General features: G+C 69.1%; 21 protein-coding genes and 1 pseudogene. 11 read left to right on the top strand and 11 right to left on the bottom strand.

Going from position 1 to position 23,427, the window contains the following annotated elements; translation table 11 throughout:
- Positions 1 to 33: 33 nt before the first annotated feature.
- Entirely contained in the window at positions 34 to 174 is a 141-nt protein-coding gene (locus tag DFJ66_RS42630) for a hypothetical protein (protein ID WP_170199294.1), read from the bottom strand.
- Positions 175 to 211: 37 nt separating this feature from the next.
- On the opposite strand from DFJ66_RS42630, the gene DFJ66_RS12160 reads away from it, so the two are divergent.
- The gene (locus tag DFJ66_RS12160) at positions 212 to 607 is read left to right on the top strand and encodes a hypothetical protein (protein ID WP_121220864.1); all 396 of its coding nucleotides are present in this window, start codon (positions 212 to 214) and stop codon (positions 605 to 607) included.
- Positions 608 to 609: 2 nt separating this feature from the next.
- Positions 610 to 1,020: a hypothetical protein gene (locus DFJ66_RS12165; protein WP_121220866.1), complete on the top strand. Its 411-nt coding sequence runs from the start codon at positions 610 to 612 to the stop codon at positions 1,018 to 1,020.
- Positions 1,021 to 1,135: 115 nt separating this feature from the next.
- Here DFJ66_RS12165 and DFJ66_RS42635 read toward each other — a convergent pair whose 3' ends face one another.
- Positions 1,136 to 1,279 carry a hypothetical protein gene (locus tag DFJ66_RS42635; protein ID WP_170199296.1) on the bottom strand — a complete coding sequence of 48 codons (144 nt, stop codon included), beginning with the start codon at positions 1,277 to 1,279 and terminating at the stop codon, positions 1,136 to 1,138.
- A gap of 916 nt (positions 1,280 to 2,195) precedes the next feature.
- On the opposite strand from DFJ66_RS42635, the gene DFJ66_RS12170 reads away from it, so the two are divergent.
- Entirely contained in the window at positions 2,196 to 4,565 is a 2,370-nt protein-coding gene (locus DFJ66_RS12170) for a DUF8189 domain-containing protein (protein WP_147459214.1), read from the top strand.
- A gap of 45 nt (positions 4,566 to 4,610) precedes the next feature.
- Positions 4,611 to 5,240 (top strand): SMI1/KNR4 family protein, encoded by a 630-nt coding sequence (locus tag DFJ66_RS12175; protein ID WP_170199298.1) that lies wholly within the window; start codon positions 4,611 to 4,613, stop codon positions 5,238 to 5,240.
- A gap of 141 nt (positions 5,241 to 5,381) precedes the next feature.
- On the opposite strand, the gene DFJ66_RS12180 is transcribed toward DFJ66_RS12175, so the two are convergent.
- The 3 genes from DFJ66_RS12180 to DFJ66_RS43410 form a co-directional block, all read right to left on the bottom strand.
- Entirely contained in the window at positions 5,382 to 5,906 is a 525-nt protein-coding gene (locus DFJ66_RS12180; protein WP_147459215.1) for a hypothetical protein, read from the bottom strand.
- A gap of 14 nt (positions 5,907 to 5,920) precedes the next feature.
- Positions 5,921 to 6,898, bottom strand: a complete 978-nt coding sequence (locus DFJ66_RS43400) for an RHS repeat-associated core domain-containing protein (protein WP_211351098.1) — start codon at positions 6,896 to 6,898, stop codon at positions 5,921 to 5,923.
- Positions 6,899 to 7,145: 247 nt separating this feature from the next.
- Complete coding sequence (locus DFJ66_RS43410; RefSeq protein WP_211351100.1) at positions 7,146 to 7,391, bottom strand: golvesin C-terminal-like domain-containing protein; 246 nt, start codon at positions 7,389 to 7,391, stop codon at positions 7,146 to 7,148.
- A gap of 19 nt (positions 7,392 to 7,410) precedes the next feature.
- Between DFJ66_RS43410 and DFJ66_RS44110 the strand changes: the two genes are divergently transcribed.
- The 4 genes from DFJ66_RS44110 (at position 7,411) to DFJ66_RS12205 (ending at position 15,066) form a co-directional block, all read left to right on the top strand.
- Positions 7,411 to 7,611, top strand: coding sequence for a hypothetical protein (locus tag DFJ66_RS44110; RefSeq protein ID WP_246029709.1), 201 nt, complete (start codon positions 7,411 to 7,413; stop codon positions 7,609 to 7,611).
- A 159-nt stretch (positions 7,612 to 7,770) separates the two neighbouring features.
- The gene (locus tag DFJ66_RS43415; protein ID WP_246029710.1) at positions 7,771 to 9,477 is read left to right on the top strand and encodes a serine/threonine-protein kinase; all 1,707 of its coding nucleotides are present in this window, start codon (positions 7,771 to 7,773) and stop codon (positions 9,475 to 9,477) included.
- A gap of 861 nt (positions 9,478 to 10,338) precedes the next feature.
- Entirely contained in the window at positions 10,339 to 10,833 is a 495-nt protein-coding gene (locus tag DFJ66_RS12200; protein WP_170199299.1) for a DUF2690 domain-containing protein, read from the top strand.
- A 174-nt stretch (positions 10,834 to 11,007) separates the two neighbouring features.
- Positions 11,008 to 15,066 (top strand): golvesin C-terminal-like domain-containing protein, encoded by a 4,059-nt coding sequence (locus DFJ66_RS12205; protein WP_246029711.1) that lies wholly within the window; start codon positions 11,008 to 11,010, stop codon positions 15,064 to 15,066.
- Positions 15,067 to 15,170: 104 nt separating this feature from the next.
- Here the strand turns inward: DFJ66_RS12205 and DFJ66_RS12210 are convergent, their stop codons facing one another.
- Positions 15,171 to 17,894, bottom strand: a complete 2,724-nt coding sequence (locus tag DFJ66_RS12210) for an AfsR/SARP family transcriptional regulator (RefSeq protein WP_121220879.1) — start codon at positions 17,892 to 17,894, stop codon at positions 15,171 to 15,173.
- Positions 17,895 to 18,086: 192 nt separating this feature from the next.
- Between DFJ66_RS12210 and DFJ66_RS12220 the strand changes: the two genes are divergently transcribed.
- From DFJ66_RS12220 to DFJ66_RS12230, 3 genes are all read left to right on the top strand, one after another.
- Entirely contained in the window at positions 18,087 to 18,734 is a 648-nt protein-coding gene (locus DFJ66_RS12220) for a hypothetical protein (protein WP_170199301.1), read from the top strand.
- A gap of 11 nt (positions 18,735 to 18,745) precedes the next feature.
- On the top strand, positions 18,746 to 19,081 hold the full coding sequence (locus DFJ66_RS12225; protein WP_121220885.1) for a hypothetical protein: 336 nt from the start codon (positions 18,746 to 18,748) through the stop codon (positions 19,079 to 19,081).
- A gap of 472 nt (positions 19,082 to 19,553) precedes the next feature.
- Complete coding sequence (locus DFJ66_RS12230; protein WP_246029712.1) at positions 19,554 to 20,051, top strand: integrase; 498 nt, start codon at positions 19,554 to 19,556, stop codon at positions 20,049 to 20,051.
- Positions 20,052 to 20,055: 4 nt separating this feature from the next.
- On the opposite strand, the pseudogene DFJ66_RS12235 reads toward DFJ66_RS12230, so the two are convergent.
- The 5 genes and pseudogenes from DFJ66_RS12235 to DFJ66_RS44115 all read right to left on the bottom strand — a co-directional run.
- Positions 20,056 to 20,474, bottom strand: a pseudogene (locus DFJ66_RS12235) (CNNM domain-containing protein); the annotation flags it as partial.
- A 165-nt stretch (positions 20,475 to 20,639) separates the two neighbouring features.
- Positions 20,640 to 21,275 (bottom strand): hypothetical protein, encoded by a 636-nt coding sequence (locus DFJ66_RS12240; protein WP_121220887.1) that lies wholly within the window; start codon positions 21,273 to 21,275, stop codon positions 20,640 to 20,642.
- A 5-nt stretch (positions 21,276 to 21,280) separates the two neighbouring features.
- On the bottom strand, positions 21,281 to 21,961 hold the full coding sequence (locus DFJ66_RS12245; RefSeq protein ID WP_121220889.1) for a hypothetical protein: 681 nt from the start codon (positions 21,959 to 21,961) through the stop codon (positions 21,281 to 21,283).
- Positions 21,958 to 23,097, bottom strand: coding sequence for a WXG100 family type VII secretion target (locus DFJ66_RS12250; RefSeq protein WP_246029713.1), 1,140 nt, complete (start codon positions 23,095 to 23,097; stop codon positions 21,958 to 21,960). The genes DFJ66_RS12245 and DFJ66_RS12250 overlap by 4 nt, the downstream gene beginning before the upstream one ends.
- Positions 23,094 to 23,420, bottom strand: a complete 327-nt coding sequence (locus DFJ66_RS44115) for a hypothetical protein (protein ID WP_246029714.1) — start codon at positions 23,418 to 23,420, stop codon at positions 23,094 to 23,096. The genes DFJ66_RS12250 and DFJ66_RS44115 overlap by 4 nt, the downstream gene beginning before the upstream one ends.
- Between the last annotated feature and the right edge of the window lie 7 nt (positions 23,421 to 23,427).

Below are 23,427 nucleotides of genomic sequence, written 5' to 3' on the forward strand. Positions count from 1 at the left end.
TCACCCGTTCGGGACGACTTCATTCGGCGCTGGTCAAAGACTGGCAACGACCTCGGCGAGGAAGTCGCCTTCCTCCGGGACGCGGCCGGTCGCGTGCGGGAACGGCGCTTCGCCCCCCTGTGCCAGGTTGAGCGGGTCCGCGACGACCAGGGCTGGGTCGACCGCGAATTCCACTCGATCGTCACCGACCTGGTGACTGCAGTGTCCGAGCGTGCAGGGCCCCGCGGACGCGGACCGCCTGATCAACAACGGCGGCGAGCCGTGGCCCTCCGGCGTGGACAGCAACGGCAGGCCGCGCTCCGAACTCGGTGACGGGCTCTACGCCTGGGAGACGCGGGAGCAAGCCGAGCGGTACCTGGAAGCGGTCAGCAGCCGCCCGGGCGGTCCGACCGACCTGAGCATCATCGAGCACCGCATCCGCGGCGAGGACTTCGACAACCTGCGGCACGCGGACATGTCCACCATGGACGACGACGCCGCGACGGACCTGTGGAACTCCGGCGGAAGGCACGACTACGACCACATCCAACGCACGACCGGGCGGTTCGGCAACGAGCACTACTTCCGGAATACGATCTACCACCTGTTCGTGAACACCAGGAGTTGAACATGCCCGACGATCGCACCGGCGAATACCGACTCAGGCGCCAGCACGCGGGAGTCGGCTACTTCGGTCAGGTCAGAGTCCGGTTGACGACCGCGGAGGAGGGCCGACCACCGGTCACCTGGGTCGTCGACCCCGACGACAGGTCCTCACTCCAGCCGGGTCCGGACCGCGAGTTCGTGGACGCGGCACTGGCGGGCGCGACGGACGGCCTCGACCTGGTGACCCGTTGCGGGGCGGACAACGCGGGCGTCGCAGTCGAGGTCGTGCACGCCCAACTCGACCTGACCGACATCGAAGTGTCGGCCGTGCGGACGGCAGCGGCCCTCGCGGTAGCCGACGCGTTCGGCGTGGCAGACCGAGCGCAACCGGTCTACCGCGGCGGATGGACCGTCGACATCTCCCCCTCTCCTTAGTACCGCTATTCGGTGTCCCACAGCCGAGGAGCACCGGACACGGCACCGGCTGTCCTCCGCAAGACGTCAGCGGTCGGGCCAAAGCGGTGTCTCGGCGTGGATCTGGTAGCCACCGTCAGCCCGTCGGACCGGCGACAGCAGGGGGCTCGTACCAGCGGTCGGCGAGTAGGCGCGTCATCGCCACCGCCTGGAACAGTTCGGCGCGCAGTACGTCCTGGGGCGCGATGTCGGTGGTGATCTCCCGAGCGGTCACGTACATGCGCAACACGGCGGGTTCGGCCCGAAGACCTCGAAGCGCTCATGGGCACGGCCGCCGTCGGCCATAACACCAGCAGGGCATGGTGACCGACTGTGCTGCTCCGACTGGCCTACCTGCCCCAAACACCACGTTTGGGGCTGTGTAGTCGGCGAGGTGGGCGGCTCGATCGCCCTGAGTGTTCTGATCATGATCAGGGCAATTCTTCGAGGCAACCACTGACCTCAGCACAATCTCGACCTGACAACTACACACGGGAAAGCGGCGACACGCGGAACGCCCGAGCCCCACCCCGAGACGGCGTCGAGGTCGGCCCGGGTGTGGAGGGACACGTCCGTGCTCTTGGGAAAGTATTGCCGTAGCAGGCCGTTGGTGCCGCGTTTGGCTGACGCGCCGGGCTCGGCCGGTGCACAACGCCGGCCTCAACTCCAGTCGCTGTTCGTCGCGGGCCTTGGGGGAACGACGTCTCGTAGATCGTCTCGGGTGGCACGCGCACTCCTGGTCGTCGGGGTGGAGTCCGGCGAGCCTGGCACTGACCTGCCGCGGTGACTGGCAGGCACTGGGGCCGTCGCGCACGAAATCCAGCAACCACCCGTGGCCACCGGTTTGCGCGGTTTCGGGTGGTGGTGCGGTCGTGGGCGGAGATCGCCCGGCAGTCCAGTGTGCCGCCGTTGCGGGCGGTCTCCCGGAGACCACGGGGTGGCGCCGCCCAGAAGCCGGGCGATCGACCGGTGGACCGGATCAGCGCGAGCTCGCGGGAGATGGGTTGCGGATTGCCGGTCCTGTGCCGACGTCCGTTGCCGCTGATCATCACGCCGTCCGGGTTCGACGTGACCACCCGATCGGCGGTGCAGGCGGTCGCCCGGTGCCGACATGATCCCAACGGGGTCGGGAAACATTCCCGAGGGGGGAAGTTCTGTTGTTGCACGTCCAAAACACGATCAGACGCGCCACTGTTGCGATAGCCGTGCTGGCCGTCGCGATCGGCAGCCAGGCAGTGGCGGTGCCGAGCGCGCACGCGGACCCGGGTGTCCGGCCGGCAGTGCCGCGCCCGGCGTCGCCGATCGTCTTGTCCACTTCGGACCAGACGATCGAGTACTTCGATTTCAACGGGATCGTCGTGGAACACGTCTCCAAGAAGAGCCTCGACGACGAGGGGACGCGCCGAAGCTTGCCTTACCTGTCCGGCATGTCGATGGGCAACGTCTCCGCGGTGGAGACCCACGACGGAGCGATGCAGGTCTTCACCGTCGTGGATGGCGCGGTCTGGACCAGTCGGCAGCAGGGCAAAGGCGGCACCTGGTCCGGCTGGGTGTCGATCGGCGGTTCCAACCTGTCCTTCGCCGCACCCGCGGTCACCAGAGGAGCCGGTGAAGCGCTCTGGGTGTTCACGACCGCGGCCGACGGCAGCGTTCGGGCAGTCGCTCAGCAGGTGAAGGGCGGCCCGTGGGGAGCGTGGACCTCGTTGGGCGGTAGCGGGGCAACCGGCACTCCCGCCGTCGGACGAGGACCCGGTGACCTCTTGGAGGTCTTCGTGAACACGACGTCGCGGGCGCTGTGGAAGTCGCGGCAGAGCAGCGGCGGGTTCGGTGTCTGGGAGCAGTTCACCGACACCGGGTTCGCCATCAGCGGCTTCGTCCCGCAGGTGATCACCCGCGCCGACCGCAGCCTGGAAGTCATGGTGCGGAAAGCCGATTCGACCCTCGCCACCCGCCGCCAGATCGCACCGGGCGGAGCCTGGGCGGCGTGGTCGGTGCTCGCCGGCCACACCGGTTTCGGGCGGCCGGCGGTGATCCTCGGTCCGGACGGTGCGCTGGACGTGCTGTCCTCCGATGCGTACCGCCGCGTCTTCCACGGCCGCTTCGGCGTCGACCCGACCACCCGGGGCAGGGTCGCGGCGTCGGGTTGGCAGGATTTCGTGCCACACGGTGCTCCTGCGACGGGCCGGCAGGACCTGTCCGGGGCGGGTCTGGCCGACGGCTCTTGGATCGCGGTCTACAACGACGACACGAGCGACGCCTTCGCAGCAATCGTCCACGGTGCTGACGAGGTTTCGGCTCAACGCGCGGAACCGGCGGCTCCGCCCCTGCGACCGTTGGCCGAGGTACGCGCAGAGGACGGCAGGCCCGGGCACTACGCCGAAGGTGTCACCGCCAAGAACTCCCCGTCGGCGACGGGGTGGACACCGCCGGCCTTCCAGTACGACCACTTCACCCTCGACCAGTGCAAGGCGAACGTCGGCGACAAGAACAACCCGGGCACGGCGAAGAACCACTACTCGTACTGCTGGTCCCACCAGGCCGTGATCAGCTTCCGGCCTGCCTGCTGGCTGGGCGGGTTGTTCTGCGTCGAGCGGAACCTGTTCTACACCCTCACCGTGATCGGGGACGGTTCGGACGCCTCGCGGGAGGTCCGCTACGACGTGTTCCTGACCGACTTCCAGCACGCGCGTCCTTTCGAAGGTGTCCTGGACCTGACCGTCGAGGCGAAGTGCCACCCGTTGGTCGGTGTCAACGACTGCGAACCTGATCCCGCCACACCGCCCGTGAAGCGACCGCTGGGCGAGTGGGTGAGCTCGGGTGAGGTCAGGCTGAAGCTGCGCGGTCCGGAGCCTGCCCTGGACCCCCTGCTCAACCCGGAGCGCCTGGGCTACGCGTCGGCGTGGGTCAAGGTCACCGGCACGCTGCCACAGGGCTCCACCCGGGACATCACCTCCGTGCCGCACAAGGTCCGCTTCGACTCCGCGGACTACATCTCGCACAACGGCAAGGCAGGAGCGATCTTCACCGAAGTGGAGGCGGTGCTGAACTTCCCGGTCAACAGGCCAGAGTTCGCGGCGATGACCCAAGCCGCGCACCACTACCGCGACGCCATGACGAACCCGGCGGCCACGATCCCTGCGGTGCCGGGCAAGCAGATCCCCGGCGCGATCGGTGGGCAGCCTCTGCACCGGCTGTGGTTCGACAGCGGGCGACGGGCGGAGAACAACCGGGAGGCGGTGAAGACCTGTCGCACAGAGTTCCCGAACGACTACCCGCAACCAGGTCAGGACTGTGACGAGTACCCGTTCGCCAGCACGTACGAGGGCGCGTCGCCGTACTACAACCCGCAGCGCAACTTCTCGGTGAGGGTTCTGCCGTCCGAGGACAACCAAGCGGCTGGACTCTGGTTGGCCGTCTGGTACTCCTACGACCGAATCCTCGACAACGACAAGTTCTTCGTGCGCGCGTCACAACCTGACCTGCAGATCACCGCACAAGCCCCGACCCCTGTGTGGGGGAGTGCGTGAGCACTCCCCCACATCCCACTTCAGCCGATGGTGCATCCTGGTGGCATGAGCGCATCCGTCACGGATTCATGGGCTCGGATCACCACGTGGCTGCGAGCACACGCGCCCTCGACCTTCGACAGCCTTGCTCCTCCCGCCGACGAACGCGACCTCGCGGCGCTCGCATCCGACGTCCCGACTCCGCTTCCCGACGACCTGGCCACCTGGTGGCGGCTGTGCGATGGCTCCGGCCTGCCGGACGGGCGGACCGAGTTGCTGCCGCCGTACTTCGAACCCTGCTCGACCAAGCACGCGCTGGAAAAGCGGCGATACCTCGTAGGCCCGGCTCCGGCACGCACCGCCGACCCCGTCGACGAGGCCGGCACGCGGTCTGGCGCGTTCCTCAAGACCTTCGTGCCGATTGCGGCACTCGGCAACGGCGATCACCTCTTCGTCGACCTGCGGCCAGGCCGATGGCACGGCTGCGTCCACCACTGGAGTCGGGACGACGGCAGCCAGGTCACCCCGTTCTGGGACAACGTGGCCGACATGCTCACCGACATCGCCAACGCACTCCACACCGGATCTCCCGCACTGCGATCCTACGTCGAGCGGGCCCGCCCCTACGGCATCCGCACTCCCTCATACGTGCCCGCAGTGGAAGAAGGATGCCTCGTATGGCGTCGAAGCACCTGACAGGACAACCAGCGAAAGTCAACAACGCCGCCGCGGACGGCCCGTCGCTGACGTTCTGCCAGGTCTGCGGGTAGGCGCGGATGACCTGCGGTGTTCCCGCCAGGTTGTCAAACATGTCCTGCAACGGCCGGACGGCAACAATCAAGGCAGATTGTCTTTGATCTCCAACCAGCTTCTCACTTCGCAGGCCACGTCGTCGTCAGTGATCCGGTCAACAAGGTAGACGAGAGGATGAAGAACGTTTTTCACGGCGCGTAGGGTGCGAATTTGATCGATCGGTCGATCTTGCCAATCCTTTGCCATGCGCAATGCCTCTGCTCGAGAGAGGCGGATGTTGGCCAGGCTGCGTCGCGCAGCGATGTCGGGTTCCAGCGCAGGCGGCACCGTCGAGCCGGGAGCAGCAGCAACGGCGTGACTCAGGTATACCAATCGGTTTGCGACCTCCTGGTCACTCAGAGCGCCGACCGCCCGTGCAATCTCCAGAACCTGCACACTCAACGCGGCCCACCTCGACCTGACTCCACTGTCGAGTGCAACGTTGTTGACCCGGGTCTCGAGTGGCTGCACGAGCCCAAGCCACCAGTTGGCGCGTTGCTCTCCGCCTGGCTGGGCAGCGAGCAGCCAGGCCCGCAATTCGTTGGCGCTCAACTCCAGCAGTTGGTCCAAGTGCACTTCCATCATCAAAACCCGACGCCGATTGTCCGGAACGCATCCTTGCCGATCTGGAGGCTCTCCAACGAAGGCAGGTAGTGGCCGCTGTTGTTGTCGATCTCCAGGCCGAAGCACTGACCCCGACTGCCCGCGATCTGCGCCTCTCCCGTTCCGGGAGTGACCGGCTTGACACCCAAACGCTCGGCAGTGGCAACTTCCTCCGCGAGGTCTTGAGGGTACTGGTTCTCGAACAACCGTGTAGAGCTACCACTGTTACTACTCGAACTTCTGTTCGAACTGGAGCCGCCGAAGATGTTGCCCAGGCTCTGTTGGACGAGCATCGCGCCACCGATCACGAGTCCGCCGCCCGTCACCACACCGGCGGTTCCCAGCGCAACTGCGGGTCCACCAAGAAGGCACCCTCCTCCGGTTCCGCAGAGAACAACTCCGCCTGTCGCGACACCAAAACCGAGCTGCGCCAGAAGGGCACCGCCGACCACCGATGCGCCACCGAGAAGCGTGTTGCCGATGTCATCGCCATGCTCTTCAAAGAAGTCGCCGATGTCGTCGAGCCCTTCGGCGACGGCTGCCCCTACGTCATTGGCTGCGTCGCACACGCTTTGCAGCCAGTCCCAGCAGTGGCCGTCGTTCTCGATCTTGCTGATGGGGTTGCCGCCGGTGAAGGCGTAGCGGTTGCCCGTGAACGGGTTGGGGCCGAGGTTGAGGTCGCCGAGGGCGCCGTTGTAGTTGTCACGGGCGAGGAAGCGGTTGAGGCCGGGGCTGTAGTCGCGGAACCCCATGTCGTACGAGCCAGAGTTGGGGTCCCAGCATTTGCCGTTGTATCGGTAGAAGTTAGTAGGAGTCCTCCGCGACCTCTGGGCCTGCGCCGTCGGTGTCGTTCTTGATCCGAGTGAGGCGCTGGCCGAAGGCGTCGTACTGGTAGGTGCGCTGGAGTTGGCCGGCGATCTCCTCGCCGACGACCTTGTCCGTGAGACCGAGGTAGGCATAGTCGGTGGTCTTGCCGTCCTGGGTCTTGGAGGTGGTGCGGTCCAGCGGGTCGTAGGTGTAGGTGGTGGTTTTCAGTGCGCCGCCGTCGCCGAGTTTGGTGTGTTCGGCAGTGCGGTCGAAGCCGTCGTACTTGTAGAACTCGATGATCTGGCCACCGCTGGTGACGGAGTCGAGGCGGCCGAAGGGGTCGTAGTTGTAGGCCGCCGTGACGCCCGAGGTGGTGGCGGTGAGCAGGCGGTTGCCGTCCTAGTTGAAGGTGGTGGTCTTGCCTTCGAGGGTTTGCGTGGTGACGTTGCTGTTGGCGTCGTAGGAGTGGGCGAACGTCTTCTTCTCGTTGTCGACATCGTTGCTGTTGTTCCGCACCAGCTTCACCGCATCAGCAAGCACGGTGCCGTCGGCGTTGTCCGACAGCGTGATCTTCGCGGCGTTGCCCTGGGCGAGGGTGAACCAGCCGAGGCTGACCCACTCGCCACCGCGCTGGGTCTGGTTCACCGCGACCGTCGTGGTGCTGATGCCAATCTCGACCTTGAACGGGGCGTTGGTCGCCGCGGCCCGGATCGCGATCCTCTTCCAGGACGTCTACCACTTCGCCGGCGGCGTCGAGGACAACATCCGGCTCGGCCGCGCCTACGCCACCGAGCCGAGGTCCGCGCCGCAGCGACCTCCGCCCTGGACAACGAAGCAGCCGTCCACGACGGCGTCGAACGGCTGATGGCGGGCCGGACGGCGGTGGTGGCGCACCGGCTGCGGACCGTGCGCAACGCCGACCACATCGTCTTCCTGGACGGCAGCCGTCTGGGACCGCACCTTGGCGTCGGCGAAGAGTCGCGTTCCCCTCCGGGCGACTGCGCTGGGTGACTAAGATGGATCGGTGCGTAGCGGGGACGTGGTCGCGGGCCGGTATCGGCTCGATGAAGTCGTCGGTGTCGGCGGGATGGGCGAGGTCTGGCGGGCCACCGACCTGGAGTTGCGCCGGGTCGTCGCGCTCAAGCAGGCGACGACGGGGGACGGCGAGGCCACCCGGCGGGAGGCGCGGATCGGGGCCGGGCTGCACCACGCGCACGTGATCTCCGTCTTCGACACCGTCGTCGACGGCGACCGGCGCTGGCTGGTCATGGAATACCTGCCCGCCCGCAGCCTCGCCGAGATCTGCCGCACGGACGGCCCGATCGCCCCCGACCTCGCCACCCGGGTCGGCGCGCAGATCGCCACCGCGCTGGCGGCCATGCACGCCAAGGGGATGGTGCACCGCGACATCACCCTCGCCAACGTCCTGGTCACCCCGGACGGCACCGCCAAGCTCGCCGACCTGGGCGTCGCGATGTGGGACGAGGTCACGGTGACCGGGAGCGCGCGGGAAGCGGGTACCGACGGCTACCTGGCGCCCGAGGTGCGCCGGGGCCACCGCGCCACTCCGGCGGCGGACGTGTACTCGCTGGGCGTGGCGTTGTCGGCCGCGGCGGAAGGGCGGGTCGACAAGCGCTTAGCGGGCGTCCTGGCCGCGATGACCGACCCGGACCCCGCCCGCCGGCCCGACGCGGAGTGGGCGGCACGGCTGTTCGGGGCGACCCGGGGGCCGTCGAATCCCGTGCTGGTGACAGTGGGAGCGGCCGTGGCGCTGGTGGCCGTGCTCGCGGCCACGCTGACGGCCTCCAGCGGTCCGTTCAGCAGCGCGGCCACGCGGGGCGCGCCGCCTCCCGGCACGCTCCTGTACGGCATCGGCGACCTGATCGGCACGGCGATGGAGTCCGAGTTCGTGCGCGAGACGCCGGTGACGATGCTGACCACCAACTACCACAAGCCGAGCGACCTGCCGACGATGACGCCGTGGCGGGACAAGGAGGTTCCCGACGCCTACGCGCGCGGGTACGCGCTGCACGTGCTCGTGGCGGACTGGGAGATCGACGACCCCGAAGTCCCGGTCGACACCAAGTACGGTCCCGGCTGCGGGCGTTCCTACCCGCTGTCCCCGGCGTTCGGCGAGCACATGCGTGCGCTCGCGCGCATCTTCGCCGGCAAGGCCGACGATCCGCCCTTGTACGTCACCGTGTTCAACGAGGTCAACAAGATGGCGTGCGAGGACGGCTCGTACGCCGCCAGCCCGGCCTACTACGAGGCGTTGCAGGACAGCTACCTCGACGTTCGGCGGATCATCAAGGAAACGGCTCCCAATGCGCAGGTGGCGCTGGGTTGGGACGGTTACCAGGTCGAGGACGACGACGCGGAGAGCGGTGGCGGTCGGTCGATGTTCTCGCACTTCGCCCGCGCGCTGCGGGCGTCGGACTACCAGGCGGTGGTGGCCAAGCAGCGGTACGGCAACGTCTTCCAGGTGCGGGAGAGCGTCCGCATCCTCGGCGAGTACGGCAAGGTCATGGTGGCCGCTTACCTGGACACCACCGGCGAGGTCCTGGACCTGGACGTCCGGACGCTGTTGAGCGACGAGTCGATCGCCGGTCTCAACAAGCAGGGGCTGTTCGCGTGGAACTTCAACAACCAGCGCGAGTTGGCCGTCGACCGGGGACCGGTCCTCGACTACATCAAGAACGCGATCCGCCGCACCGGCCGCGCGCCCCGCTGATCGAGGACTGACCCCACGGCCGTCCGGACACGCTGCACGCACGTCGCGTCTCCGATCAAGGCAGCTACCGACGACACCAACCCGTCGTGTCCTCCCGGTCGCGCGCGGCGGCACAGAAGGGATATCAGGGAACTCGCCGTTCGAGGTCCAGCTCTCCGGCGACGGATCGTCCCGACCCACCGTGGTCCCGCGGCGGACCAGCAGTGGCACCACGCTCGGGGTGGAGCACTGCGACTTCACCGACCGCAGCAAGCGTGGAGCCGACGGCGGGCGGCCGAGGAACTGTCCGAGCACCCGCGCGGCGCGCACGTCGTAGAACGGCTCGTCCTTGCCGCTCTTGCACTCTGCGCCAGCCCGGCGGTCGACGCAGTCCACGTGAATCTGCCCACGACGATGAGTCCAATCCACCTGGGCTTTCATCGAAAACCTAACAGTCTGAGACGTCGCCGCTCGACGCCTTCCCGGGCACCGCGAGCCGCACCGTGAACCCCACTCCGACCTGCGGATTTCAGAAGAGACGCAACCCTTTCACACGTTCGGCGGCGCACAGTCCCGTCAGCGCCCCGCACCGCAGGGCACGACGTGAGGAGGAACGCGTGCTACGACGCGTCTTGCTCGCTGTCGCCGTCGCGACAGCAACTGCCCTGGAAATGACCGAGTGACGGGCGCGTGCGCCAACGCCCGGCGCAGCCGGGAGATGTGACCGCGCATTGTCGCCCGGTCCACGGCGGCGAGTTCGCAACCAGGATCCGCCCGACCAGCCGATCCACCGGCACAGCACGGCCGGCCTCGACTGCGGACAGGCGCCGAATTCGGCGCGTCACCACCTTCTTGTTCGTCGAAACTACCTTGGAGGTCTTCATGCAACGTAAGCTCTTCACCACCGCCGGGGTGGCGATCGCGGCGCTGGCCGCCGTGATCGGGGCTAGCGCGCCTGTCTCCGCGCAAACATCCGAAGCGTCATCCGGTTCCGCTTCCCCGACCTGTTACGGGGAGACGTGTGAGGGGTTGAGCCCGATCTCCGCGAATTGCACGAGCGGGTCGGTCTCGCTGGCCAACATCGTCCTGCTCGGGGCCGGGGCCAGGGAGTTCCTCGTCGATCACCGCTATTCGGCGTCGTGCGGGACGACCTGGACCAGGGTGACCGACATCAACCAGCCGGATTGCTACTACTCCCTGACCGCCTGGCATGAAGGAATCAACAACAGCACGGGCGTCAGGACGCGTACCGCGTCGGTGAGCAGCGGGGACGCGTGTTCCGCGTCCACCACGACGATGAGCAAGGCGGGCAGGTCGACCCGGGCGTGCGGGCACAGCAGTTGGGAAGGACTGGATCACTGCACCCCGTGGAAGTAGCGCGTCCCTGATCCCCGGCGAGTGATCGCCACGTGCGCTTTCCCTCCGGCGCTCGATCCGAGCGCCGGAGCCCCCGACTCCACGCATCTCATCGCCCGAGGAGTGGCCGTGCGAAAACCGCTCGTCTTGTTGTTGTGCGTTCTCTGTTCGTTGTGGCTGATGCCGGGTGGCGCGATGGCCACTCCGGCCGACGACGACCTTCCGGCCCCGGCCCCGAAACCCGCGTCGCCGGGCAGCGTCCGGTCCACCGAACGCGCTGCGGTGCTCGGTGGCGGCTGGGAGCGGTCCACCGACCGTGCGGTGACCACGACGGGCGACGGCACCGGGTTCCACGTGCTGGTGGCCGAGGCCCGTGACGGGTACCGGTGGCGGACGGCGGCGTCGTTGTCGGAGCCCGGGTTCGACACCGACGCGTGGATCGGCAACGCCTGTGTGACGGCGTCGGGTGACCGGGCGGTCGTGGCCTACGCGCCGCGGACCTTCACCAACGAGGCGGTCCTGAACGACCGCGGCGCGTTCACCGCGATCGTCGACCTGACCGGTGGCCCGGTGCGCAAACTGCCTGTGCAGACCAGTCTCGCCTATTTCAACCCCGGCTGTGGTCCCACCGAGACCGCGGTGCTCACCCAGGGTGGCGGTGAGGACCTCACCGCGACGCGGCTCCTGCGACTCGACACCGTCACCGGTGAGCTGGCCGAGCCGATCGATGTGCCCGGCCAACTCACCTCGGCGGTGCCGGCCGCGGACGGCATCGTGGCCGCCGATTCCGGTGCGGTGGTGCGAGTGCGTCCCGACGGCACGCGGACGGTGCTGACACCGGCGAACGGCGTGCCGTACCGGCTGGCCGCGGACGCCGACGGCGGGGTCGTCTACGCGCAGGCGGAGGGCGAGTCAGCGGCGAGTGTGCGCCGGGTGGACCCGAAGGCGGGCAACAAGGTCACCGAACTGGCCGCCGGTGGTCGCACGGACGTGAGCGTGCGCTCGGGCCGCGGCGGCCGCGTCTTCGTGACGGGCGCCGGAACCGCCCGCACGGCGACCCAGTCGGTTTCGCTGGTCACCGTGCCCGACGACGTGGAGATGTCGTTGTCCGGCGAACTCGCGGTCACCTCCGTGGTGCGGACCGAGAACCCCGACCCCCGGGCGGCGCCCGCCGACCCCACCGCGCCGCAGCGGGTCGACATCACGGCCACCTCGCTGGCCACGAGCAAGGCCTTCACCCTGTCGGCAACCCCTGCGACCGGCGCCGGCAACGGCTCCGCGGCGAGCCCGGCGCTGGGGCAGGCGTCGGTCACCGCCGGGGCTCCGAACGACCCTGCCGACGGTGACCAGCGCTACTGCTCGGTGGCCCGCAACGACCCGCGAAACCAGGCCATGCAGCCGAAGCCACGCCAGGTCGAGTGGGCCGTCGACCAGGCCGTGCGCGGAGTGCTCACCGTCCAGCGGGAGAACAACTGGAAGAACCTCGGCATGCCCGCGTACACACCTCAGGGCCTGTTCCCGCCGACTGCGCTGGACGGCGGTGGGAACGTACCCGCGCAGGTGCTGCTCGGCATCGCCACGCAGGAGTCGAACACCTGGCAGGCGGCCAAGTTCGCGGTGCCGGGGGTGACGGCGAACCCGTTGATCGGCAACTACTTCGGGATCGACTACTACGACAACGACGAGGGCGACGACTGGACCATCCGGTGGGACAAGGCCGACTGCGGTTACGGCGTCATGCAGATCACCGACGGGATGCGACTGGCGGGCAAGGAACGGCCCGGTGAGACCGCGATGCCGTACGACAAGCAGCGGGCGATCGCGCTGGACTTCGCCGCCAACATCGCCCGCGGCCTGCGGATGCTGCAGGACAAGTGGAACGAGACCCGCCGCGCCGGGCTGAAGGTCAACAACGGCACTGCCGACCGGCTGGAGAACTGGTTCTTCGCGGTGTGGGCGTACAACTCCGGCTTCCACCAGAACCCGGGCAACGGGCAGCCGTGGGGAGTCGGCTGGCTCAACAACCCGGCGAACCCGCGTTACCCGGCCGACCGGCCCCCGTTCATGGAGACCTCGTACGCCGACGCCGCGCATCCGCAGCACTGGCCCTACCCGGAGAAGGTGCTCGGTTTCGCGGGGCACCCGATCGAGCTGATCGAAAGCCCCGGCACGCTCGTCCACGCCTTCCGGCCGGCCTGGTGGCTGACCGACGCGGACCGCTGGGCCGTGAAGCCGCCCACCGTGCAGTTCTGCGACGCCGGCAACCAGTGCGTGCCGGGCGGGACGTTCCTGCCGGGAGCCGAGGAGGTGCTCGGTGAGCCTGCCGGGCCCTGCGCGCACAAGAACAGCGCCGACCAGTACGACCTGAAGTGCTGGTACCACCAGCCGAACACGTGGAAGGCCAACTGCCAGGACAGCTGCGGACGGGAGTTGCTGCGGTTCGACCCGGGTTACGCCTACCAGGAAGACGCCACCAGCTACCCGCCGGTCTGCTCGCTGTCCGGGCTGCCGTCCAACGCACTGGTGGTGGACAACCTGCCGCAGAACGTGCCGTCGATCCGTCCCGGCTGCACCAAACCACCCAGCTCGGGCACCTTCTCCTTCACCTTCGGGCAAGCCCCGAACGGCACCTACCCCGGCAAGATCGACGTCCACCAGATCGGCGCCGCCTACGGCGGGCACTTCTGGATGAGCAACACGCACGACTCCGAAAGCCGTGAAGCGGTCGGCACGTGGACGCTGAACCAGACCCGCACCGGCCCGATGAAGATCCTGGCGCACATCCCCGATCCAGGCGCCCGGACCCGGCTCGCCGAATACCGCGTCAACGCCGAAGGCGGGGAGCGGGGCCGGTTCGTCAGCCAGGAGGGCAGCGGGAACCGGTGGGTCGCCATCGGCATCTTCCTGTTCAACGGCACCCAACCGCGAGTGAGCCTGAGCAACCGCACCGCCGACGGGGACGGCACCGTCCGCATCGCCTGGGACGCCCTCGCGTTCGTGCCCGTCACCGGCCAGTACCACGAAGAGTCGGTCGAATCGGTCGCCGTCTACGACGAGGACCAGAACATCGACACCGCCGCGCCCGCCTCGTGGGTGGCGGGGCCGATCGCCGGCAACGCGACCCTGTACCAGTGGGGCCGGGACTCGGCCGGCCGCGTGCTCTCCGCGAGCAACCTCGGCTCGGCCACCAGACAGGTGATCAGCGCCTGGAAGGACCAGGTGGAAGCCGCGGGATCGGACCCGGTCGACCACCCGGACGGCAACAGCGCCGGAACCTGGATCGGATTCGCCGAGCCCTACACCGACCGGCCGACCGGCGACCAGCGGCCGGGGTGGTTCGACGACGTGGACCGGTTCAAGATCAGGACCAAGGCCACCATCTCGTTCGTGACGGGCGATGACGCGAGGATCATCCCCGGCACCGAGTTCGCCGAGTACGAGCACCGCACCGGCAACTCGCACCTGCCACCGTTCGTGGTCGACCTGTTCGCCGCCCTCGAAACCGACTACGGGATCACCCGGCCAGACCTGCGCTACCGCATGGTCGACCTCAACGTGCACGACGGCGCCTGGCGATCGGCCGACCCGAGCCGCGACGGCAGACTACCGGGACGTGCCTACGCCGAGGGCCGCCAAGCCCCTCAGCTCACCGACGCCTCGGGCGCGGCGGCACCCACCAACGCCTCGTGCGTCCGGGCGCAGACCACGGGCGGCGGTTCGACCGGCTACCGGCCGATCCTGAGCCAGTCCGGACCGGTGAACGCCGCCGCGGCCTGGCGCGACCGCATCGACGGCGACGGCCGGATCCCCGCCGGGCTCAAACAACTGGTGGCCGACGTCTGGGAGATGTTCTTCAACGCCGGCGCCATAGCCGGGGTGAGCGCGTCGGCCTTCAACGACGCACCGCCCATCTGGCAGGAACTGAACTTCCTGGCCTGTGTGGACGGCACGGTGCGCAAGGTCGACCAGTGGACGCCGATCCTGCGAGCCAGCTGGATGCCGGACAACTACCTCTACCACCGCGGCCTGGCCATCGACCGCAACGGCGTCCGCACCGGGAACTCCCAGCCCGTCCTACGCGGTGACTGGTTCAACTTCACCAAGCTCCCCGCGGTCGATTCGGACACCGCGTACGGCCCATGCCGCGGCATCGGCCTGCACGAACGAGCGGGCAACCCGTGGGAGATCACCATGGTCATCCCGACCGACCCCGGGGTCAACCCGCCCTTCCGGAGGTTCTGCTCCAACGCATGAACCGGTCGGCTTCACGGCGTGGTGCCCCTGTTCGCGCAGGACGCGAGCGAACGGGGGCACCACGCCGGCTTCCGTGCTGTGCCCGGAGGAACAGGATCGGGCGGTCAGGTGAGCAGTTCGGCTCTTGCGCGTTCGTGGCCCGCGCGGGCGCGGTCCTGTTGGCGGCGGTAACCGATGCGTTCCGCGGTGTCGTGGGCCAGGCAGTAGTGGTCCAGTGCCAGGTTCGGCTGGCCGAGGGCGCGGTGGGCGTCACCCAGGGCGTTGGCGGCCAGGGTGAGCAGCAGGGGGTGGGTGGGTTGGGTGAGCAGCGCACAGGCACGTTCGGCCTGTTGACGGGCCTCCTCGGGCAAGTCCGCCGCGAGGAGGACTTCCGCGTAGTCGGTACGCGCCCAGGCCTCCCCGAACAGGTAGTCGATGCGCACCGCGGTGTCGACCGCCTCCCGTGCGGTGAGGAGCGCTTCCTCACGGCGCCCGAGTCGGGCCAGGACCAGGGCCAGTTGTGCGGTGCTCAACACCCAGCCGGGTGTGTCGTCGGCGTGCTCGCGCAGCTTCCGGGATCGGATCGCGGTGTCGAGGGCGGCGGCGAAGTCACCGCGCATCTCCTGCGCGTGGCTGAGGTTGCCGAGCAGCAGCGCGGTCACCGCGTAGTCGGGGGCCTCCTCGGCCAGCGCCACCTCATACGTGGTGACGGCTTTGTCGTAGTCGCCGAACATGCCGTAGAGGGTGCCGATGCGGGACAGGGAAGCGCTGCGGGCGACCGGGTCGCCCATGGCCGTCGCGACCCGCAACCACTCCCCTGCCGTGGACATGGCGCGCTCGAGGTCGCCGCATTCCCAATGGGCGTTGGCGAGGTTGTCCAGGCTCCGCACCAGCGCGTGTGGTTCGCCGACCACTCGCGCGGCCTCCAATCCGCCTCGGGCCACGGCGAGGAAGTCGTCACGGCGGCCTCGCGCGCGCAGGTGGCGTGCGGTGTGGTCGGCGATGCGCCACGCGTGCTCGTACCGCTGCCGCTCCAGCGCCAGTTCGACCACCGCGCGCAGGTTCGGCTCCTCGCGGTGGTGCCAGTGCTCGTCACCGCCGTCGCGGTAGTGGTCCAGCAGGCGGTCGAGCGCGGCGGGTGCCTCGTCGGGGTGCCCGAGGCTGCGGGCGTGCTCGGCGAGCAGGTCGTGGAGCCGGTAACCGAACCGGTCTTCCTGGCTGAGCAGGTGGATGTCGTGCAGGTCTTCGAGCAAGGGCTCGACCTTCGCGGCCGTCGTCCCGGCGAGCGCGGCGGCGGCGTCCGGCGTGATCCGTGTTCCCGGGTGCAGTCCGAGCAGCCGGAACAACCGCTGCCGGTCGCCGGCCAGTTCACGGTAGGACAGGGCGAAGACGGCGGCGAGGTCCTGGTCGGTCGTGCGCAGTTCCGGCAACTTCGACCGGTGGCCGCCCAATCGCCGGACGAAGTCGTCGGTCGTCCACATCGGACGGTTGCGCAGCCGGGCGGCGGCGATGCGGATCGCCAGGGGCAGACCACCGCACAGGCGGGCGACCGCGCCCGCGTCGGTCCGTCCCGACACCAAGGCGAACAGCGTGTCGGCGTCCGCTTCGGGCAACAGGTCGACGGGCACGGGCACCATGCCGTCGACGGCGGTGAGCCGACGACGGCTCGTCGCCAGGACGGTCGAGCCCGACGGACCCGGCAGCAACGGCCGGAGCTGATCGGCGCTCGCCACGTTGTCGACCAGGACCAGGAACCTGCGCCCCGCCGTCCGCGCGCGCCACAGCGCGGCGCGCCCGTCGAGGCTGTCCGGGTGCTGTGCCGGCGGGACGTCCACCTGCGCCAGCAGGGCCGCCAGCGCGGCGGCGGGCCCCAGTGGTTCCTGCGCCGGCGAGTAGCCGTGCAGGTCGACGAACACCCGACCGTCGGGGAAGTCGGCCGCGACGTCGTGGCAGGCGCGGATCGCCAGGGCGGTCTTGCCCACCCCGGCCATGCCGTGGACCAGTACCGCGGCCCCGCCGCGGAGGGCTCCGAGCACCTCGGCGAGTTCGCGTTCCCGCCCGACGAAGTCCGGTGTCCGGTAAGGCAGGTAGCTGGGGCCGTGCCCGTCCTCCGGCACGGTGCGCAGGATCCCGGCGTGCACCCGCCGCAACTCCGCACCGGGATCGGTGCCCAGTTCCTCGGCCAGCCGTTCCCGCACTCGCTGGTAATGCGCCAAGGCCTCCGCCGCACGCCCGGCGCGGGACAGGGCGAGCATGTACTGGCCGGCCAGCCGCTCGTCCAGCACGTCGGCGTCGGCGCGAGCGCGGAGCCCGGCCACCAGGTCCGGGCCGTGACCCAGCCGCAGCCTGACCTCGGTGAGGGCGTGCTCGGCGTCCAGCCTCTCCCGGCGCAGCCGGTCGCGTTCGGCCTCGACCCACTCGCCGTCCAGGCCGGTCAGCGCCTGCCCACGCCACAACTCCAGCGCCTCGGTCAGCAACCGCTCCGCCCGAGCGTCGTCGGCGCCCGCGCGAGCCTGGGCGCACAGGTCGCGGAAGCGGTGCAGGTCGGTCGCGGGCCCGGGCTGGTCCAGCGCCAAGGCGTAGCCGCCGGACCGGCTGACGATCTCCACGACACCCGCGGCCGACAGTGCCCCGCGCAACCGCGAGAGGTAGCTGTACAGCGTCCGCCGCCCCAGTCGAGGCGGCTCCGTCCCCCAGACCCGCTCGACCAGCCGGTCCGCGGTCACCAGCCGGGGCGCGTCCACCGCCAGCGCCGCCAACACGCACCGCTGCTTGGCAGGACCCAGCTCCAGCGGCCGGCCGTCGAGGTGCGCCGTCACCTCACCCAGCAGACCGATCCACACCCCCATGACCGTTCCCTCCGGCACCGCGGTTCTCCCCGGCAACCAGGAATACCGGTCTCACCAGCGGGATGCAGGGTTCTCCGAAAGGTTCACACAATCGGCCGCCCACCCTTGGCAGGTGGCACGAACAGTCGTCTCGACGGTCGGTCCGGTCGGGTGTCGGAGGCCGGTGCCGATCTCCAGGACGCGGTGGCCGTCGTGGACGTCGAGCAGTTCCAGCATCCTGACCATGAGGTCGGGTTTGGTGCTGCGCCCCAGACGGGGTGGTTGGTCCGGCCACGTAGCCCGGGTCTTGCCGTCATACTGCGCGAGGCCGAGCGCGGACAGGTCGGTGTCCGCACCGGCGGAGCCCCGTTGCTCACCCGCATGCACGCACGCGAATCACTGCGCGGCAGCACTGCGCGGCAGCACTGCGAGAACTCGCCGCAGCTACGGCGCCGGCTCCGGAATTTCCAGGGTCTTCCACAGGAAGCGCACATCCTCACGCTCGGACGGCACTTGAGCGAGTTGGCGCAGCAGATCGATGGCTTGCCGTCGCAATTCGTCCACGCCGAGGTGGCTCGCCCAGCGGTAGGCGTCCCGGGCTCTGTCCACCGGTGGAAAGGGATTCGGAACTCCGGGGACGGGTACGACCACAACGGCATCACCTACGACGCGTTAGGGCCGTTCCCCTGTCCGGAGTACTTCATGCAAAACTGGGAACAGACCAAGAGAGGACTCGTGGCCCACCTCGAGAAGGCGGACATCATGCCCATCGATGTCACCGGCCTGTCGCCGGAGCAGGTGAAGATGATCGTAGACTTCATCGCTCCGCTGGGTCCCCGCATCTTCATCGCGACGCTTTAGGAAGGAAGGCCTTGTCCGCGCACTTCTTCATCGACCGCGCCGGGTCGGCGGACTCCGACGATTGGCACGTGCCCACCGGCACGCTCCAGTGGGCGCTTGAGGTCATCGCGGAGCACGTGCGGGATCCAGGACTCCGCGACGAGTTGGTCGGTCTCGCGGCGTTCCGGCCCGGGATGGTGGTGTTGTCGAACTTCGGCGAGGAGAACGCCGCCGACATCGTCCGGGTGATCCGCGGTCCGCTCGCCGAAACGGCCGCCGAGCATAAGTCGGAAGAGTTGCACGAGATGATCGACGAGTTGGCGGGGATGGCCACCCGCTGGGAAGAGCGCCGGCAGCAGGGCAGCTGACGTAGCGGCCGCCGGTGGCGCGCCGAGTTCGTGGCGTGCCACCGGTTCCGGTGGATCACGTTGCTGTTGAAAGTCCAATGGGCACGTTGACGCAGTACATCGACGGTCGATCGTTATGGTTGAGCTATTGCTGATGGTTGCCCTCAAGTCGGTGATTGGCATTGCGCGTTTCGTCAGTGGCGCAGTAGATCGGGTTCCGCTCTCAGCCGAGCCACAGCCTGCCGGCATCGGCGCCTAGGGCGCGGTGCGCGGTGCGGCAACTTCCAAGCGGACCCTGACCCCGGACGCTGGGCTGCCGACGCTCCGAGCGCCGCCACCACCGGCTCTTGCTGAGGTCGAGCGGGTTCTGGCCGGTGGGTGGCGATGTGGCGTGTGCGACTTGTGGGGTGTTCTTCGGGGTGATCAGTACACCGACGCGCCCCTGGCCTGCGACTTCTTCGAGACCACCACCCTGACCGGCACCCCCCTCTACGTGTTCACGATCATCGAACACTCCAACCGCCGGATCCGCGTCCTCGGCGCCACGGCGCACCCGACCACATCCTGGGTCACCCAAGCCGCCAGAAACCTCGTCATGGACCTCGAAGACCGGGACCAACACGCGCGGTTCCTGATCCGCGACCGCGACGGCAATTTCCCGGCACTGTTCGACGCCGTCCTCGCCGACGCGGGCATCCAGGTCGTTCTCAGCGGAGTCCGGATCCCACGCATGAACGCGATCATGGAGCGCTGGATTCACAGCTGCCGCCGCGAGCTTCTCGACCGAACACCGATCTGGAACCAGCAGCACCTGCTCCACGCGCTGCGCGAGTACGAGCACTTCCACACCGGCCCCACCAAGGCATCGACAACGCCCGACCACTACAACCACTGCCACAGCCAGCCCCGATCAGGCACCCTCACCCATCTCGGCATCCGCAGACGGCAACGGCTGGGCGGCATCCTCAACGAGTACCACCACGCCGCCTGACCAGCAAGGACGACATTTTCGGCAAGCGCAGGACCACCAGCAACGCCCACCGCAGGGAGTACTGCACGCCAGGCGCTTGGGCGCCAACTCCCCGAACACCAGGGTCAGGAAGGTCAACACGACAGTGGCCAGCACGACCGCGACCGCCTCCGCCGCGCCGCCGAGGAACTACAACGACGGCACCACCGGCGCGGCCAGCAACACCGCGGCCGTCGTGGAGGCCAGGAACCCGGCCAGCATGATGCCGATCTGGATGGTCGCCAGGAACCGGTTCGGGTCGCGCGCCAGCCGCACCAGCGTGCGCGCCCCGGCCTGCCCGTCGCGTTCCAACGCCCGCAACTGACCCTCACGCAGCGAGATCAACGCCATCTCGCTGCCCGCGAACACCGCGTTGAGCAACACCAGCACCGCGACCAACGCGATGTCGAACCCTTACCCGTCCACGCCGCTCCCCGGACCACACGATCGGAGCAACGCTGCCGGTGCGAACGTGCCCGGCCGTGGGAGAGGTGGCGCTACCGGGAGACGGCAGCGCCACCTGTCGGGGAACGGCCTACTTGGCGGACTCCTCCAGCGCGCCGAGCCGCCTCACAGGTTCGCGTAGGCGGTGACGACGGACTGCTCGGCCTGGGCGTCGCGGAACTCGAAGCGGGAGCCGTCGGGGAAGGCGACGCGCACGAACCACCGCGGCTGGACCTCACGGCCCAGCGGCGCGGCGGTGTAACGCGCATCGCCCGCCGGTGCCTCCCACCACATCACCAGCGGCGGGCCGTCGGGCCGCTGCGGGCTTCGGGTCAGGACCTTGCCGAGCAAGCCGCCGGAGGGTTGTTCAGGCTGCGTCAACCCGCTCTCGACGACCAGGGCCAGGCGGCGATTGCTCAGCAGCAGCCAACACTCGTCCGCGCCGGCGGTGAACAGGTCGGCCCAGCGGGCTGCCGCCTGGCCAGGGTGCGCAGCGTGCGCCCAGCCCCAGATCGCCGGGTCGTGCGCCCACTCGTCGAGGTGGAAGCGGCCCTCGCCGACCGCGCGGGTCGGCAGCGGCCACTCCGGTTCCGACACGTGAACCTCCGGGACCTGCCCGACCGGTACGTGCGGCGCCGTCCGGGTGGAACCGACCGTGCTGCCGACGTGGCCGTCGCGGTTGACCGCCCACACCACCTGCTCGCCGCGCGCGCACCACGTCTTCTGCGCGATCTCGGCCAGTTTCGTCCTGCTCTTCGGCACGGCGGCTACCCCTGGACCAAGCTCATCAGCCGTTGCGCATGGTCGACCCCACGCGCGGCGACGACATCTACACCGGACCCGTCCACAAAGGACAACCTCAGCACGTGTACCTGCCGCTGGGCGGAGCCACGCGGCAGCCTGCGGTCGGCGAGCGCGACACCGGAGACGTGGTCGCGTGGCACCTCGCTCACGGCGATGATCTCCTCGGTCTCCACAGGGTGGCCCGCTGGGTACAGCGGACCGGTGAACATGTCGCGGGCGCTCTTGGCGATTCCGGAAACGCGGTCGAACAGGCTCTTCTCAGGCTCCGGTTCCGCCGGCCGCTCGGCTACCGCGACGCAGCCCAGCCGCCGGGGAGTCAGCACGAGCCAGGACCGCGCGGACGTGACACGGCAGCCGCGGGTGGCGATGGTGTCCGGCTGCGGACCCCACAGCACGACGGCGGGTGCGTCCGGCCCGCCGTCCTCCGGGCCGGATCCGCCGGTCGCGGCGTTGGCGACGGCGAACACCGCGTTGCCCAGGCCGCCCGCGACCTTGCCCAGGCCACCGCGCTCGGGCCGGCCCCACCAGTCCAGGCCGGCCACGTCGTAGCGGACGCTGCTCGGGTCGACGCCGGCGCACAGCAGGACCGGTTCGTCGGGCCCCGCCCAGGACTCGCGGATGGCGAGCACACCGTCGAGCTTCACCAGGTGAACCCGCGTTCCTGCGTGTCCCGGCGTTCTTCTTCGGACGGCTTGTTCTCCGCCGCGTCGGCGGCGGCCTGCGTGCCGAACTTGATGCCGCCGTCGATCGCGGTGTCCACGCCGGCGCTGAACAACGCGCCGCCGACCCTGGTCTGACCGCCGAGCATCCCGGACAGCACGGTCTGGCTGATGTTGCCCGCCAGCGCGCCCTCCCCGGTCACACCCTGCATGAACCGGTTGCCGGTCGTGGAGGCCAGCGTGGTGCCGTCCGCACGCGTCACGATGTTGACCAGCGGGTTGGCCCCGACGTGGCGACCGGCGAACTGCTGGGCCATGTTGCCACCGCGCAGGGTGTTCATCCGCTGGATGACCTGGCGCAACGGCCCGCGCAACCGCACCAGCAGCTTCTCGATCTCCCGCACGATCTTGAACAGCTCCATCTGGAGCTTGGACACCCGCATGGTGATCCGCATCCCGGTGCTGCCGACCTGGACCGTCGTGGTCGCGCCCGCGGCGGCGACCGAGCCGCCGGCGGTGATCCACGACGCCGCGAGCGCCGCCAGCCACTGCACGATCAGACCGATGATCAGCTCGGTGAGGACCTGGACGACGAACTCGACGAACATGTCGAACAGCTCGGCGATCGTGTCCAGGGTCCGCTTGAGCCCGCGCACGTCCTCGGCCAACGCCGCCACGCCGGCGCTGAACTCGGTGATCTGGTTGCGGAACGCGTCACCGGCGGCACCGGACCACATCGCGGTCGTGGCCTCGGCGCGCTTGGTCTCCGCCTCCGCGACCTCGTCCAGCCAGGTCGCGACCTGCTCCCAGCCGTTGCCGGTGGCGCGCATCTGCTCCGGGTCGCCGATGGCCCACTCGGCGATCTCGATCAGCGGGCTGAGCACGATCGACACCAGGAACCCCAGGCCGTTGTCCAGCAACGCCTGACCGGGGCTGGCGATGGTCTGCAGCAGCTCCAGCCGCCCGGAGATCGTCGCGGCGGTCATCTCCGGCGCTGTGGTGGCGTCGGCGAGGTCCTGCAGCGCGCCGACCGCGGAGCTGCCGCGTCCGGCAGCCTGCTCGAACCAGTTCTTCTGGTCACCGCCGTTGAGGTCGGCGAAGCTGCCCGGCCCGTCGTTCACCGGCCACCGCCCAGGCCCTTGCCGATCTGCCCGAGCCCCTGCGCGATGCCGTCCTCGACACCCTGGTAGACCTCGAAGCTCTGCCGCAACTGGTCACCAGTCTGCTTCAGGAACTCCTGCGCGTCGGTGGCCAGCTGTTGGCACTCCTGAAGGCTGGAGAAGTAGCCGCTGCTCAACCCCACGGCGTCGCCGATCGGGCCGAAACACTGGTCGTCCACCCGTGCCTGCTCCAGCAGACTCGCCAGCTGCCCGAACTTCTCCCCCAGGCTCTCGCTGCCCGCGGCGAAGGCGGTCAACGCCTCCGGCACCACCTGGAACGTCACCGGTACT

Source organism: Saccharothrix variisporea (assembly GCF_003634995.1).
Lineage (GTDB): Bacteria > Actinomycetota > Actinomycetes > Mycobacteriales > Pseudonocardiaceae > Actinosynnema > Actinosynnema variisporeum.